The following is a 12,077-nucleotide window of genomic DNA, read 5'->3' on the forward strand; positions in this document are numbered from 1 at the left end:
CCGCCGCACCCGCACCCCAGCCGACGCCGGCCGCGTCGCCCACCCCTGCCGCTGCTCCTGCTCCCGCCCGCCGCGCGGCCGATGACACTCCCGACACCGGCTACGTGACGCCGCTGGTGCGCAAGATGGCCGACGCCGCCGGCGTCGACCTGGCCACGCTCACCGGCACCGGCGTGGGCGGACGCATCCGCAAGCAGGACGTGCTCGCCGCGGCGGAGGCGGCGAAGAAGGCCGCCGAGGAGGCGGCGCGCGCAGCGGAGCAGGCCCAGAAGGCCGTCCCCGCAGCCGACGCCCCCGCGCCCACCCCGGCCCCTGCCGCAGCATCAGCCGACGCAGCCAAGCGCGGCACCACCGAGAAGATGACCCGCATCCGCGCCACGATCGCCAAGCGCATGGTGGAGTCCCTGCAGGTCTCGGCGCAGCTGACCGCGACCGTCGAGGTCGACCTCACCGCGATCTCCAAGCTCAGGGCGAAGGAGAAGGACGCGTTCCGGGCGCGGGAGGGCGTCGGCCTGAGCTACCTGCCGTTCATCGCGAAGGCCGCGATCGAGGCGCTCAAGCAGTTCCCGAAGGTGAACGCGACCATCGACACCGAGGCCGGCACCATCACCTACGCCGAGGCGGAGCACCTCGGGGTGGCGGTCGACACCGAGAAGGGCCTGATGGTGCCCGTGATCAAGGACGCGGGCGACCTGAGCGTGAGCGGTCTGGCCAAGAAGATCGGCGACCTCGCCGCCCGCAGCCGCAGCAACAAGGTCACCCCGGACGAGCTGTCCGGGGGCACGTTCACGATCACCAACTACGGCTCGGCCGGGACGCTGTTCGACACCCCGATCATCAACCAGCCGCAGGTGGCGATCCTCGGCACCGGGGCGCTGGTGAAGCGTCCGATGGTGGTCAAGGACCCCAACCTCGGCGAGATCATCGCGGTGCGCGACATGATGTACCTGTCGATGAGCTACGACCACCGCCTGGTCGACGGCGCGGACGCGGCCCGTTTCCTGAGCGCGGTCAAGGCACGCCTCGAGGAGGGTGCCTTCGAGCTGTGACCACCCGCGCGCAGGTCGCCGACCCCCGTCCGGTCAGCTTCCACCACCTCGGCCTCGCCGAGGCGCGGCTGACCGACTACCACCAGGCCTGGGACCTGCAGCGGAAGGTGCACGCCGAGGTGGCCTCGGGCGAGCGTGGACCGCAGGTGCTGTATGTCGAGCACCCGCCGGTCTACACGGCCGGGCGACGCACCGAGCCGCACGAGCGACCCACCGACGGGACGCCCGTCGTCGAGGTGGACCGGGGCGGGAAGATCACCTACCACGGGCCGGGCCAGCTGGTCGGCTACCCGATCGTGTTCCTGCCGCGCGGGGTCGGCGTCGTCGACTACGTCCGTCGGGTCGAGGAGGCCCTGATCCGGCTGCTGGACGGCTATGGGGTGCCCGGCGGTCGCGTCCCCGGACGCACCGGCGTCTGGCTGGCGGCGGACGCGGCGCGCCCCGAGCGCAAGATCGCGGCGATCGGCATCCGCGTGTCGCGGCAGACGACCATGCACGGCTTCGCCCTCAACGTGGCCAGCGACCTGGCCGACTTCGGGCGGATCGTCCCGTGCGGCATCGCCGACGCCGGCGTCACCTCGTTGGCGGAGGAGTGGGAGGGGCCCGTCCCCTCCCTGGCCGAGGTGGCGAAGGACCTCGAACCGCACCTGAGCGAACTGCTGGCGTTCGGTCCCTTCGAGCTGTCGCCGGACCTGCACCAGACCCCGCCGCTCGGACTCTCCGCGGAGCGTCGCGGGCCCGATCCTCGGGTCAGCTACGGGCTCACCGGCTGAACCGGTCCGGATCGTCGGACGTGACCACGCCGGCCGTCAACTCCCGGAGAGCCTCCACGTGACCGAGGTAGGCCCGGCGCCCGCTGCCGGTCAGTCGCAGCCAGGTTCGCGGCCGTCCGATCGGTTGCCGCCGGGCCTCTCGCTGCAGATAGCCCGCCTCCGCCAGCACGGTCAGCTGTTTCGAGAGCAGCGAGGTGGAGATGCCCAGAGCCTCCTCGATCGCGCCGAACTCGACCTCGGTGGCCGCGGCCAGCGAGGCCATGATCCGCAGTCGCGTCGGGAAGTGGATCAACTCGTCGAACCGGGCCGCGGGCTGGTCGGAGGTCACCGCAGCGACGCCGGGTCGTAGTCTCCGGCGGCAAGGCGGCGCACGTGATAGCCGACCGACCAGCGCAGCCACGCGAAGCAGCCGGCGCCGAAAGCCACGGCGACCAGAACCGCATACCAGGGCTGCCAGCTCTGTGGTGGCGGGAACAGGGCGACCAGCAGGGCGCCCAGAGCCAGCGGCAGCAGGTGGCCGAGCCGCGCGCCACGCGCCCGCGCGTCCATGAGTTGCCCGTGGCGGGTGGCGTAGAACCGCTCGCCGAGGACGAACCATGCGATCCCGGCGATGAGGACCCCGACCGGAGCCACACCGACCGCCTCGCCGCCGACGAGCGTGAGCGGTACGAACAGCCCCATTGCCACGGCGAGGCCGGCGTCGACCCACGCCGGTCGCCGGCCGGTCCTCGCCATCGCGGCGCGCGATTCGGCGATCGTCTCGAGGCTCTCGGTGGCCTCATTCGCTTCGGCGGATTCGTCGGGGTTCATCGTGACTCCCGCAGAGTTGGTTGAATGGAGTTCAAGTATCGCACTTGGTTGAACCAGCTGCAACCAACTCGGGTGACCCGCTCGGGCGGCCCGGATACGATGATCCGGTGACCGACACCCAGCCACGGCGGCTGCTCCGCCTCGAGGTGCGCAACGCGCAGACCCCGATCGAACGCAAGCCCCCGTGGATCAAGACCACCGCGACGATGGGGGCCGACTACTCCGAGCTCCGGCAACTGGTGAAGGACGAGGGGCTGCACACCGTCTGCCAGGAAGCCGGCTGCCCGAACATCTTCGAGTGCTGGCAGGACCGCGAGGCCACGTTCCTGATCGGCGGTGACTCGTGCACCAGGCGCTGCGACTTCTGCCAGATCGAGTCCCGCAAGCCCTCCGGTTACGACACCGCCGAGCCGGCCCGGGTGGCGGAGTCCGTGGCGACGATGGGGCTGCGCTACGCGACCGTCACCGGGGTCTGCCGCGACGACCTGGCGGACGAGGGCGCGTGGCTGTACGCGGAGACGATCCGCCGGATCCACGACCGCAACCCCGGCGTCGGGGTGGAGATGCTCGCCCCCGACTTCTCCGGACGCGCGGAACTGCTGCAGCAGATCTTCGACACCCGGCCCGAGGTGTTCGCGCACAACGTGGAGACGGTGCCGCGCATCTTCACGCAGATCCGGCCCGGCTTCCGCTACGAGAAGTCGCTGGGCGTGCTCACGCTGGCCCGCGAGCAGGGGCTGGTCACCAAGTCCAACCTGATCCTGGGCATGGGCGAGACCCGCGAGGAGATCGTGGAGGCCCTGCAGGACCTGCACGACGCCGGGACGGAACTGGTCACGATCACGCAGTACCTGCGTCCATCCGTCCGTCACCACCCGATCGATCGCTGGGTGACGCCCGCCGAGTTCGACGAGCTGGCCGACGTCGCCACCGCAATTGGCTTTGTCGGCGTCCTGAGCGGACCATTGGTACGTTCTTCCTACCGAGCCGGCCGCCTGTACCGGCAGGCGATGGCTGCCCGCGAGCGGGCGACGGATTCAACACGGAGCGCATAAAGAGATGGCGAGCGAGAAGGCCAGGGAACTGGCTGCGAAGCAGAAGGCCGAGGTCAGGGCCGCGAAGCTGGCGAAGAAGACCTCGACCAACCCCAGGGACTGGCCCTGGTACAAGCAGATCTGGCAGACATACAAGGTCACGGCGGAGGTCGACAAGCAGCTGAACCTGCTGCTCGCCGGCTCGTTCCTCGGCGTCCTGGTGGTCTGTGTCGTGATCGGGATCCTCGCCCAGCCGTGGTGGATGTGGCTGATCCTCGGCATCGCCGGCGGCATGACCGCCGCGCTGTGGGTGCTGCTGAACCGGGCCAAGAAGGCCACCTTCGTGCGGTACGCCGGCCAGCCCGGATCGGCCGAGGTCGCACTCAGCATGCTCGACTCCAAGAAGTGGGCGTACTCCGCGGTGATCGCCGCCACCAAGCAGCTGGACGTGGTCCATCGCGCGGTCGGCCCTGGCGGCATCGTGCTGATCGGCGAGGGCGCCCAGGGCCGGGTGAGGACGCTGCTCGCCTCCGAGGTGCGCAAGCACGAGCAGGTCGCCTACGGCGTCACCGTCACCTCCATCGTGATGGGCGACGGTGAGGGCCAGGTGCCGCTGGCGAAGCTGGCCGACGTGATCAAGAAGCTGCCCAAGAAGCTGGAGGCCAGCCAGGTCACCGACGTCAAGGCCCGGCTGCGTGCCCTCGACGCGGTGCGGCCGAAGGTGCCGCTGCCCCGCGGCCCGATGCCCACCATGAAGGGCGTCAACCGGGCGATGCGCGGGCGCTGAGCTTGGCCAACCTGGTCAACGCCGAGAAGGTCAGCCTGGCCTTCGGCACCCGGATCCTGCTGGACGAGGTCAGCCTCGGGCTCGACAACGGCGACGTCGTGGGCGTCGTGGGACGCAACGGCGACGGCAAGTCCACCCTGCTCGAACTGCTCGTCGGCGAGCGCGCGCCCGACTCCGGTCAGGTCGTCCGCAATCGGTCGGCGTCCATCGGTCACCTCGGCCAGGTGGAGGACTTCGCGGCCGGGGCGACCGTCCGGGACGTGGTGGTGGGCGGACGGCCCGACCACGTGTGGGCCGCGGACGCGGCGAGGCGGGCGGTCGTCACGCACCTGCTCGGCGAGCTCGACCTGGCGCGTCCGGTGGCCCAGCTGAGCGGCGGCGAGCGGCGGCGGGTGAGTCTGGCCGCGGTCCTGCTGACCGGGCACGATCTGCTGGTGCTGGACGAGCCGACCAACCACCTCGACGTCGAGGCGGTCGACTGGCTGGCGTCCCACCTGAACCTCCTGCAGGCCGCGGGTACGGCGATGCTGGTGGTCAGCCACGACCGGTGGTTCCTCGACGCCGTGTGCACGCGGATCTGGGAGGTCCACGACGCGGTCGTCGACGCCTACGACGGAGGCTACGCGGCGTACGTCCTGGCCCGCGCGGAACGCGTCCGGCAGGCCGCGGCGAACGAGGCGCGGCGGCAGAACCTGCTCCGCAAGGAGCTCGCCTGGCTGCGTCGTGGCCCGCCCGCGCGCACCAGCAAGCCGAAGTTCCGGATCGACGCGGCCAACGTGCTGATCCGCGACGTCCCCCAGGCCCGCGACACCCTCCAGTTGAGGGAGTTCGCGACCACACGGCTGGGCAAGGACGTGTTCGACCTGGACGGCGTCGACTACTCGCTCCCGGACGGGCGGGCGCTGTTCCGCCACCTCGACTGGTCGATCGGCCCGGGCGACCGGATCGGCATCGTCGGAGTGAACGGGTCGGGCAAGACCACGCTGCTGCGTCTCCTGGCCGGCGAGGTGGCACCCCAGCATGGCCGGATCACGCAGGGCCGGACGCTGCGGATCGGCCACCTCAGCCAGGACGCCGCCGCCGTGGACCGAGTGGGGAACCGTCCCCAACCCGGTCCGGACCGAGTAGGGAACCGTCCCCAACCCGGTCCGGACCGAATCGGGGACGGTTCCTCACTCGGTCCACCCCCGGGTCCGGACGAACGGGTCCTGGAGTCGGTGCAGGGGCTGCAGCGGCAGGTCAGGCTCGCGACCGGCCGGGAGTCCTCCGCGTCCGACCTGCTGGAGGACTTCGGGTTCACCGGGCAGCGGCTGGTGACCCGGATCGGCGAACTGTCCGGTGGTGAGCGGCGCCGGCTGGAGTTCCTGCGCCTGCTGCTGGCCGAGCCGAACGTCCTGCTGCTCGACGAGCCGACCAACGACCTCGACATCGACACCCTCACCGTGATCGAGGACTATCTGGACAGCTGGCCCGGGACCCTGATCGTGGTGTCGCACGACCGGTACTTCCTCGAACGGACCTGCGACGTGCAGTACGCCCTGATGGGGGACGGCAGCTGCGTCCTGCTGCCCGGCGGCGTGGAGGAGTACCTCGCCCGGCGCCGGTCGAGGACCGCCGCCACGGAGCAGCCCGCCGAGGCGCGAGCGCGGAGATCCACACCGGACGCAGCGCGGCAGCGGCAGGCGCGCAAGGACCTCGGCCGCGTGGAGTCGCAGCTGGCGAAGCTCGGCACCCGGATCAGCGAGTTGCACGTCCAGCTGAGCGAGAACGCCGCCGACTACGAGAGACTGGTCGTGCTGGGCGGCGAGCTGGACGAGGCGCTGGCCCGGCAACAGGACCTGGAGGAGACGTGGCTGGAGCTGGCCGAACAGGTGGGCGAGTCGTAAGGACGGTCCTGGGCGTGCTGCTGGCCGTCCTCGCCGGTCTCGCCGCATCCCTGTCGGTGGTGGCCGCCTGGACGCACACGCTGGTCAGCGACACCGACACCTTCGTCGCCACCTACTCCCCGCTGGTCCGCAGCCCCGCCGTGCAGCAGGAGCTCACCGGCCGGCTCACCGACGCGGTGATCGCCCAGCTCGGGGTGGGCGACAACCGGCTGACCAGGACGCTGGTCACGCGGGTGGTGAGCGAGGCGGCGGGCAGCGAGGCTTTCGCCACCGCGACGACGGCGAGCCTGCGCCTGGCGCACGCCGAACTCGCTGCGCAGCTCCGGGGCGATCCGGGGCGCCTGGAGATCACCGAGGGAGTGATCCAGCTCCCCTACGCGCCGTTCGTGGACGCGATCACACAGCGGCTCACCGACGCCGGGGTGCCGTTCCTCGACCGGCTGCCGACCGTGACCGGCGGCTTCACGCTGCTCAGGATCGACCCCGCGATCCTGCCCGCCGCGCAGACCGGCTACCGGGCCCTGGCCGCCGTGGCAGGCGGGCTGCCCTGGCTGGCGCTGGCCCTGGCGGTGGCTGCGGCGTGGGTGTGGCCCGGCGCCCGAGGGCCACTGGCCGGGCTGGGGCTCAGCCTGCTCGGCTGGGTGCTCCTGGTGGGCCTGGCGTGGCGGCTCGCGATGCAGGGCCTGATCCACGGGCTCGGGGACGGCCTGGGCACCGTCGCCGGTACGGTGGCGAGCCTGACCAGCGCTCCGGTCGCGTCTCCCCTGCTGGCGATCGGGGTTGCCGGAGGGCTGCTGGCGTTCCTCGCCGCGCTGTCGCTGCCCACGTCCCGGGCCGTGTGACCTGCGGCGTCCGCACCGGCTCCCGGAACAACGGACGGCACGGTCCCGCCCGCGCTGCTAGCGTCGTCGTATGCCCCCTTCGGCGGCCGGGGACCGCGGCTTCACCAAGCGCCGCGCGGATGCTCCGCCCGGTTTCTTCGAGGTGGAGGCGGCTGGGCTGCGCTGGCTGGACGTGCCCGGCGGCGTCCCGGTCGCGGCCGTGCTGTCCGTCGATGCGAACAGCATCACGATCGGACGCGTCGAGACCGTCCCGCCCACTCCGCGCGCGGCGGCCCGGTTCGGCGCGCTGCTCGCCGCCACCCACGACGCGGGAGCCTCCGCCTTCGGGGTCGGCCCGGACGGCTGGGACCGTGGCGGCTACATCGGCGACGCCCCACTCAGCCTGCGACCCGAGACCACCTGGGGTTCCTTCTATGCACACCAGCGCGTGCTGCCCTACGCCCGGGCGGCTGTGCGGAAGGGGTCTGTGGACGCCGCCGGGCTCATCGTGATCGAGGCGGTGGCGGAACGGCTCGCCAGCGGAGTGTTCGACGACGAGGCGCCCCCGGCGCGGATCCACGGTGACCTGTGGAGCGGAAACGTCCTGTTCAGCGGGGATGCCGCGACCCTGATCGACCCCGCCGCGCACGGCGGCCACCGGCTCACCGACCTGGCCATGCTCGCCCTGTTCGGGCTGCCGTACCTCGAGGACGTCCTGGCCGCCTACGAGGACGAGAGCCGACAACTGCCGCCCGGCTGGCGCGGCCTGATCGGCCTGCACCAGGTGCATCCGCTGCTCGTCCACGCCGTCCTGTTCGGTGGCGGCTACGGCGACCAGGCGGTCAGGATCGCCGGGCGGTACTGAGCGCGCCCGCCGGCCACGGTGCCGAGACCTCCGTCCCCGCGGGAGGGGCAGCACCAGTGACGGTGGCGGCAGGCTGGTGTGCGAGACTGGGGGGAGCCTCCCGAGGAGGCCCGGACGAGGGAGCTGTACCCGGCGAGCGACAAGACGGCCAGGAAGGGCCTGTCATGTCCTGGATCGTGCTGGTGGTCTCGGGTGTCCTCGAAGCGGTCTGGGCGGTCGCGCTCGGACGCTCGGCGGGCTTCAGCCGCCCGGTCCCCTCGGTCGTGTTCGCCCTCGCACTGCTGGCGAGCATGGGCGGGCTGGCGTTCGCGATGCGCGAGCTGCCCACGGGCACCGCCTACGCGGTGTGGGTGGGGATCGGAGCCACGTTCGCCGTCGGCTACGGCATGGCCACCGGTAGCGAGCCGGTGACGCTGCTGCGCGTGGTGTTCCTCGCGATGATCGTCGGGGGCGTGATCGGCCTGAAGGCCGTGCACTAGACCGAACGAACCCGCCGGTCGGTTCAGTGAACCGTCGGCGGGCTCAGGGGTGTGGGGAGATGTGCCTCAACTGATGCGACGGTAGGCGCCGGCCGCGTCGTCCTCGTCGCCGGAGTAGCGATCGGCGAGGTCACCGTACTGGTCGTCCTCGTCGTCGTCCTCGGCATCTTCCCCGGTCACGATCTCGGGGTCGTACGCGTCGCCCCGGAGTTCCCGTTCCAGGGACGAGAAGTCCGTGGAGTAGGAACGGTATTTCAGATCGCGAGCGACCTTGGTCTGCTTCGCCTTCGCACGGCCGCGCCCCATGAGGTCAGCCCCCTTCGCAGCGGTCGTAGCCGCTTCAAGATTCACTGTTTCGTCGTGAGGCCAAGGGTACCTGCTCCGGGCATCGCCGCAAAGACGACTCTCACGCCACGCGATGCGCTCCGTGGAGGCTCACGGCGGCCGGTTCGCCGGGTGTCGCGGAGACCGTTCCGGCGACCCAGGACGCGATGCCCGCGGCCTCCGCGACCCGCTGGGCCTCGGTCACCGACGCCGCCGGGAGCACGAGCGCCATGCCCACGCCCATGTTCAGGGTGGCCTCGATGTCGGGCTGGGAGATTCCGCCGAGGTCCTGCACCAGGCCGAAGATCGGGGCCGGCGCCCAGGTGCCCCTGTCGAGATCGGCGGCGACCCCGTCCGGCAGCACCCGGCGGAGGTTGTTCGCCAGTCCCCCGCCGGTGATGTGGCTGATCGAGTGCACCTCGGCCGCGTCGATGATCGCCAGCAGGTCCTTCGCGTACACCCGGGTCGGCGTGAGCAGGGCCTCGCCGAGCGTGCCGCCGAGCTCCGGCACGTCCCGCTCGAGCGCCCAGCCGGCCTTCGCCAGGACGTGGCGCACCAGCGAGTAGCCGTTGGAGTGCAGTCCGGACGATGCCAGCGCGAGCACCACGTCGCCGGGACGCACGCGGTCGGCGCCGAGGATCTTCTCGTACTCGACCACGCCGGTCGTCGCACCCGCCACGTCGACGTCCTCGGGATCCATCAGGCCCGGGTGCTCGGCAGTCTCGCCACCGAGCAGGGCGGCACCGGCCGCCGTGCAGGCCGCGGCGATGCCGGAGACAATCGCGGCGATCCGCTCGGGGTGCACCTGGCCGCAGGCGATGTAGTCGGTGACGAACAGCGGCTCCGCGCCGGTGACGACGAGGTCGTCCACGAGCATGCCGACCAGGTCCCACCCGATGGTGTCGTAGACGCCCAGCTCCCGTGCGATCGCCACCTTCGTGCCGACCCCGTCGGTCGACGTGGCGAGGACGGGACGCCGATAGCGCGCCAGCGCCGCGGCGTCGAAGAACCCGGCGAAGCCGCCCAGCCCGCCGAGGACCTCCGGACGGTGGGTGGCGGCGACGGACGCCTTCATCAGCTCCACGGCCCGCTCGCCGGCGACGATGTCGACCCCGGCGGCGGCGTATGCGCTCTCAGCAGCCAAACTTCCGCTCCAATCCCATCTGTTCGGCCCGGCCGGCCGGGATCGGCACCGGGTAGACCCCGTCGAAGCAGGCCCGGCACAGGCGCCGGCCGGAGATGCCGGTGGACGCCGTGAGCCCCTCCAGCGAGATGTAGGCCAGCGAGTCGGCCCCGATCGAGCGGCAGATCTCGTCCATGCTCAGCCCCGGCGCGATCAGCTCGGCCCTGGTTGCGAAGTCGATGCCGAAGAAGCACGGCCACTGGACGGGCGGGGAGGAGATCCGGACGTGCACCTCCGCGGCCCCGGCCTCCCGCAGCATCTTCACCAGCGCGCGCTGGGTGTTGCCGCGCACGATCGAGTCGTCGACGACGACCAGCCGCTTGCCCTCGATGATGTCCCGGATCGGGTTCAGTTTCAGCCGGATGCCGAGCTGGCGGATCGTCTGAGACGGCTGGATGAACGTGCGCCCGACGTAGGAGTTCTTGACCAGGCCGATGCCGTACGGGATCCCGGACGCCTCGGCGTAGCCGATCGCCGACGGCGTCCCGGACTCCGGGGTCGGGATGACGAGGTCGGCGTCGACCGGCGACTCCAGCGCGAGCGTCCGGCCGATCTCCACCCGGACGGCGTGGACGCGCCGGTCGGAGATCAGGGTGTCCGGGCGCGCCAGGTACACGTACTCGAACAGGCAGCCCTTCGGGTCGGCCTCGGCGAACCGGGTGCTGTTCAGCCCGGACTCGTCGATCCAGATCAACTCTCCCGGCTCGACCTCGCGGATCAGGGACGCGCCGACGATGTCGAGGGCCGCGGTCTCGCTGGCGACCACCCAGCCGTTGGACAGCCGCCCGAGGACGAGCGGGTGGATGCCCTGCGGGTCGCGCGCGGCGAACAGCGTCCGCTCGTTGGAGAAGACGAGGCAGAACGCCCCCTGCAGGCGGGGCAGCACGGTGAGGGCCGCCTCGCGCAGCCCGTTCTCGGCGTGGACGGTGAGCAGCGCCGTGACCAGCGCGGTGTCGGAGGTCGAGTCCATCCGGTTCTTGCGGGGGACCTCCGCCTCGGCCACCGACTCACCCAGCCAGGCCTCGAGCTCGTCGGTGTTGGTGAGGTTGCCGTTGTGGCCCAGGGCGAGCCCGAAGTCGCGCGTACCCCGGAAGGTCGGCTGCGCGTTGTCCCAGGTGCTGGCCCCGGTCGTGGAGTAGCGGCAGTGCCCGACCGCCATGAACCCGTGCAGGGAGTTCAGCGTCGGCTCGTCGAAGACCTGCGAGACCAGGCCCATGTCCTTGAAGACCATGATCCGTTCGCCGTTGCTGACGGCCATGCCGGCCGACTCCTGGCCGCGGTGCTGCAGCGCGTACAGACCGAAGTAGGTGAGCTTGGCGACCTCCTCGCCGGGTGCCCACACACCGAAGACACCGCAGGCATCCCTCGGGCCGGGGTCGTCGGTCCAGTCGTCACCCGGGCTCAGCACGCCCCGAGTCTACCGGCAGCAGAACCCGGGTCCGGCAGCGGATCACTTCACCATGCGGATGGTGAGCGGGTAGCGGTAGTCGCGTCCGTTCGCGGTCTGGATCGTCGCGACGACCTTGAACACCACCCAGAAGATGCCCACGATCGGTGCGGTCACGAAACCGATCAGGACGAGCATCAGCAGGAAGCTGGCCACCATCGCGATGATGCAGGTGAGGTCGAAGTTCAGCGACTCGACCGCGTTGGCGCGGACGCGGGGATCCTTAGGACCCTGGATCAACATGATCAGCAGCGGCCCGAGGAACGGCAGGCTGACCAGGCTCAGCAGGAGCGAGGACCAGTGCGCGGCGGTCGCCCAGGTCTGCTGGTCCGCCGCCGGCAGCGGTGCGTTCGGCACCAGCTGCCCGCCACTGGACGGGCCGAACCCCGGTTGCGGGGCGTAGGCGGGCTGGGCGTAGTGGGGCTGGGCGTAGGTCGGCTCGGCCGCGGGAGCGAAGGCGCCGGGGGACGCGGCGTAGGGCGAGTCCGCGTACGGGGCGCCCGCGGGCGGCGGGGCGGGCTCGGTGGCCGGCTCTCCGTACGCCTGGCGGGCGAGGTTCTCGACGTCGCCGCCTCCGGTGACCGGCGCGGCCCCGCTCGCCGGCTCCGGGGTCGGTGCC

14 protein-coding genes and 1 riboswitch are annotated in these 12,077 nt (G+C 71.5%); of the genes, 8 read left to right on the top strand and 6 right to left on the bottom strand.

Annotation, left to right across the window (positions count from 1 at the left end; all coding sequences use genetic code 11):
- On the top strand, positions 1 to 1,049 hold a 1,049-nt coding region (gene sucB, locus QM633_RS06845; RefSeq protein WP_415152989.1), incomplete at its 5' end, for a 2-oxoglutarate dehydrogenase, E2 component, dihydrolipoamide succinyltransferase.
- Complete coding sequence (gene lipB / locus QM633_RS06850; RefSeq protein ID WP_415152990.1) at positions 1,046 to 1,822, top strand: lipoyl(octanoyl) transferase LipB; 777 nt, start codon at positions 1,046 to 1,048, stop codon at positions 1,820 to 1,822. The genes sucB and lipB, both read left to right, overlap by 4 nt.
- Here the strand turns inward: lipB and QM633_RS06855 are convergent.
- The gene (locus QM633_RS06855; RefSeq protein ID WP_415152991.1) at positions 1,812 to 2,150 is read right to left on the bottom strand and encodes a transcriptional regulator; all 339 of its coding nucleotides are present in this window, start codon (positions 2,148 to 2,150) and stop codon (positions 1,812 to 1,814) included. The two genes, lipB and QM633_RS06855, sit on opposite strands and share 11 nt — an antisense overlap.
- A complete protein-coding gene (locus QM633_RS06860) occupies positions 2,147 to 2,632 on the bottom strand; it encodes a hypothetical protein (RefSeq protein ID WP_415152992.1) in 486 nt (161 codons plus the stop codon). The genes QM633_RS06855 and QM633_RS06860 overlap by 4 nt, the downstream gene beginning before the upstream one ends.
- A 107-nt stretch (positions 2,633 to 2,739) precedes the next feature.
- On the opposite strand from QM633_RS06860, the gene lipA reads away from it, so the two are divergent.
- The 6 genes from lipA to QM633_RS06890 all read left to right on the top strand — a co-directional run bounded on the left by lipA (position 2,740) and on the right by QM633_RS06890 (position 8,504).
- Positions 2,740 to 3,687 (top strand): lipoyl synthase, encoded by a 948-nt coding sequence (gene lipA / locus QM633_RS06865; RefSeq protein ID WP_415152993.1) that lies wholly within the window; start codon positions 2,740 to 2,742, stop codon positions 3,685 to 3,687.
- A gap of 4 nt (positions 3,688 to 3,691) precedes the next feature.
- Entirely contained in the window at positions 3,692 to 4,453 is a 762-nt protein-coding gene (locus QM633_RS06870; RefSeq protein ID WP_415152994.1) for a DUF4191 domain-containing protein, read from the top strand.
- A gap of 2 nt (positions 4,454 to 4,455) precedes the next feature.
- Entirely contained in the window at positions 4,456 to 6,339 is a 1,884-nt protein-coding gene (locus QM633_RS06875; protein ID WP_415152995.1) for an ABC-F family ATP-binding cassette domain-containing protein, read from the top strand.
- A 14-nt stretch (positions 6,340 to 6,353) separates the two neighbouring features.
- A complete protein-coding gene (locus QM633_RS06880; RefSeq protein ID WP_415152996.1) occupies positions 6,354 to 7,181 on the top strand; it encodes a hypothetical protein in 828 nt (275 codons plus the stop codon).
- Between the two features lie 70 nt (positions 7,182 to 7,251).
- On the top strand, positions 7,252 to 8,025 hold the full coding sequence (locus QM633_RS06885; RefSeq protein ID WP_415152997.1) for a fructosamine kinase family protein: 774 nt from the start codon (positions 7,252 to 7,254) through the stop codon (positions 8,023 to 8,025).
- Between the two features lie 91 nt (positions 8,026 to 8,116).
- A riboswitch (guanidine-III (ykkC-III) riboswitch) is annotated at positions 8,117 to 8,178 on the top strand.
- 11 nt (positions 8,179 to 8,189) lie between these two features.
- Positions 8,190 to 8,504, top strand: coding sequence for a DMT family transporter (locus QM633_RS06890; protein WP_415152998.1), 315 nt, complete (start codon positions 8,190 to 8,192; stop codon positions 8,502 to 8,504).
- 66 nt (positions 8,505 to 8,570) lie between these two features.
- On the opposite strand, the gene QM633_RS06895 is transcribed toward QM633_RS06890, so the two are convergent.
- The 4 genes from QM633_RS06895 to QM633_RS06910 form a co-directional block, all read right to left on the bottom strand.
- Positions 8,571 to 8,810, bottom strand: coding sequence for a DUF3073 domain-containing protein (locus tag QM633_RS06895; protein ID WP_415152999.1), 240 nt, complete (start codon positions 8,808 to 8,810; stop codon positions 8,571 to 8,573).
- 100 nt (positions 8,811 to 8,910) lie between these two features.
- Entirely contained in the window at positions 8,911 to 9,972 is a 1,062-nt protein-coding gene (purM, locus tag QM633_RS06900) for a phosphoribosylformylglycinamidine cyclo-ligase (protein WP_415153000.1), read from the bottom strand.
- Positions 9,962 to 11,419, bottom strand: coding sequence for an amidophosphoribosyltransferase (gene purF / locus QM633_RS06905; protein ID WP_415153001.1), 1,458 nt, complete (start codon positions 11,417 to 11,419; stop codon positions 9,962 to 9,964). The genes purM and purF overlap by 11 nt, the downstream gene beginning before the upstream one ends.
- A gap of 42 nt (positions 11,420 to 11,461) precedes the next feature.
- The coding region (locus QM633_RS06910; RefSeq protein ID WP_415153002.1) for a DUF4870 domain-containing protein at positions 11,462 to 12,077 on the bottom strand (616 nt) is incomplete at its 5' end.

The sequence above is a fragment of the Propionicimonas sp. genome, assembly GCF_047606205.1.
Taxonomy (GTDB): domain Bacteria; phylum Actinomycetota; class Actinomycetes; order Propionibacteriales; family Propionibacteriaceae; genus Propionicimonas.

What these genes read in the sequence shown, in the direction of transcription:
- QM633_RS06870 (WP_415152994.1), top strand. Translation starts at nt 3,692, where the DNA reads ATGGCGAGCGAGAAGGCCAGGGAACTGGCTGCGAAGCAGAAGGCCGAG.
- QM633_RS06890 (WP_415152998.1), top strand. Translation starts at nt 8,190, where the DNA reads ATGTCCTGGATCGTGCTGGTGGTCTCGGGTGTCCTCGAAGCGGTCTGG.
- QM633_RS06895 (WP_415152999.1), bottom strand. Translation starts at nt 8,810, where the DNA reads ATGGGGCGCGGCCGTGCGAAGGCGAAGCAGACCAAGGTCGCTCGCGAT.
- QM633_RS06860 (WP_415152992.1), bottom strand. Translation starts at nt 2,632, where the DNA reads ATGAACCCCGACGAATCCGCCGAAGCGAATGAGGCCACCGAGAGCCTC.
- QM633_RS06885 (WP_415152997.1), top strand. Translation starts at nt 7,252, where the DNA reads ATGCCCCCTTCGGCGGCCGGGGACCGCGGCTTCACCAAGCGCCGCGCG.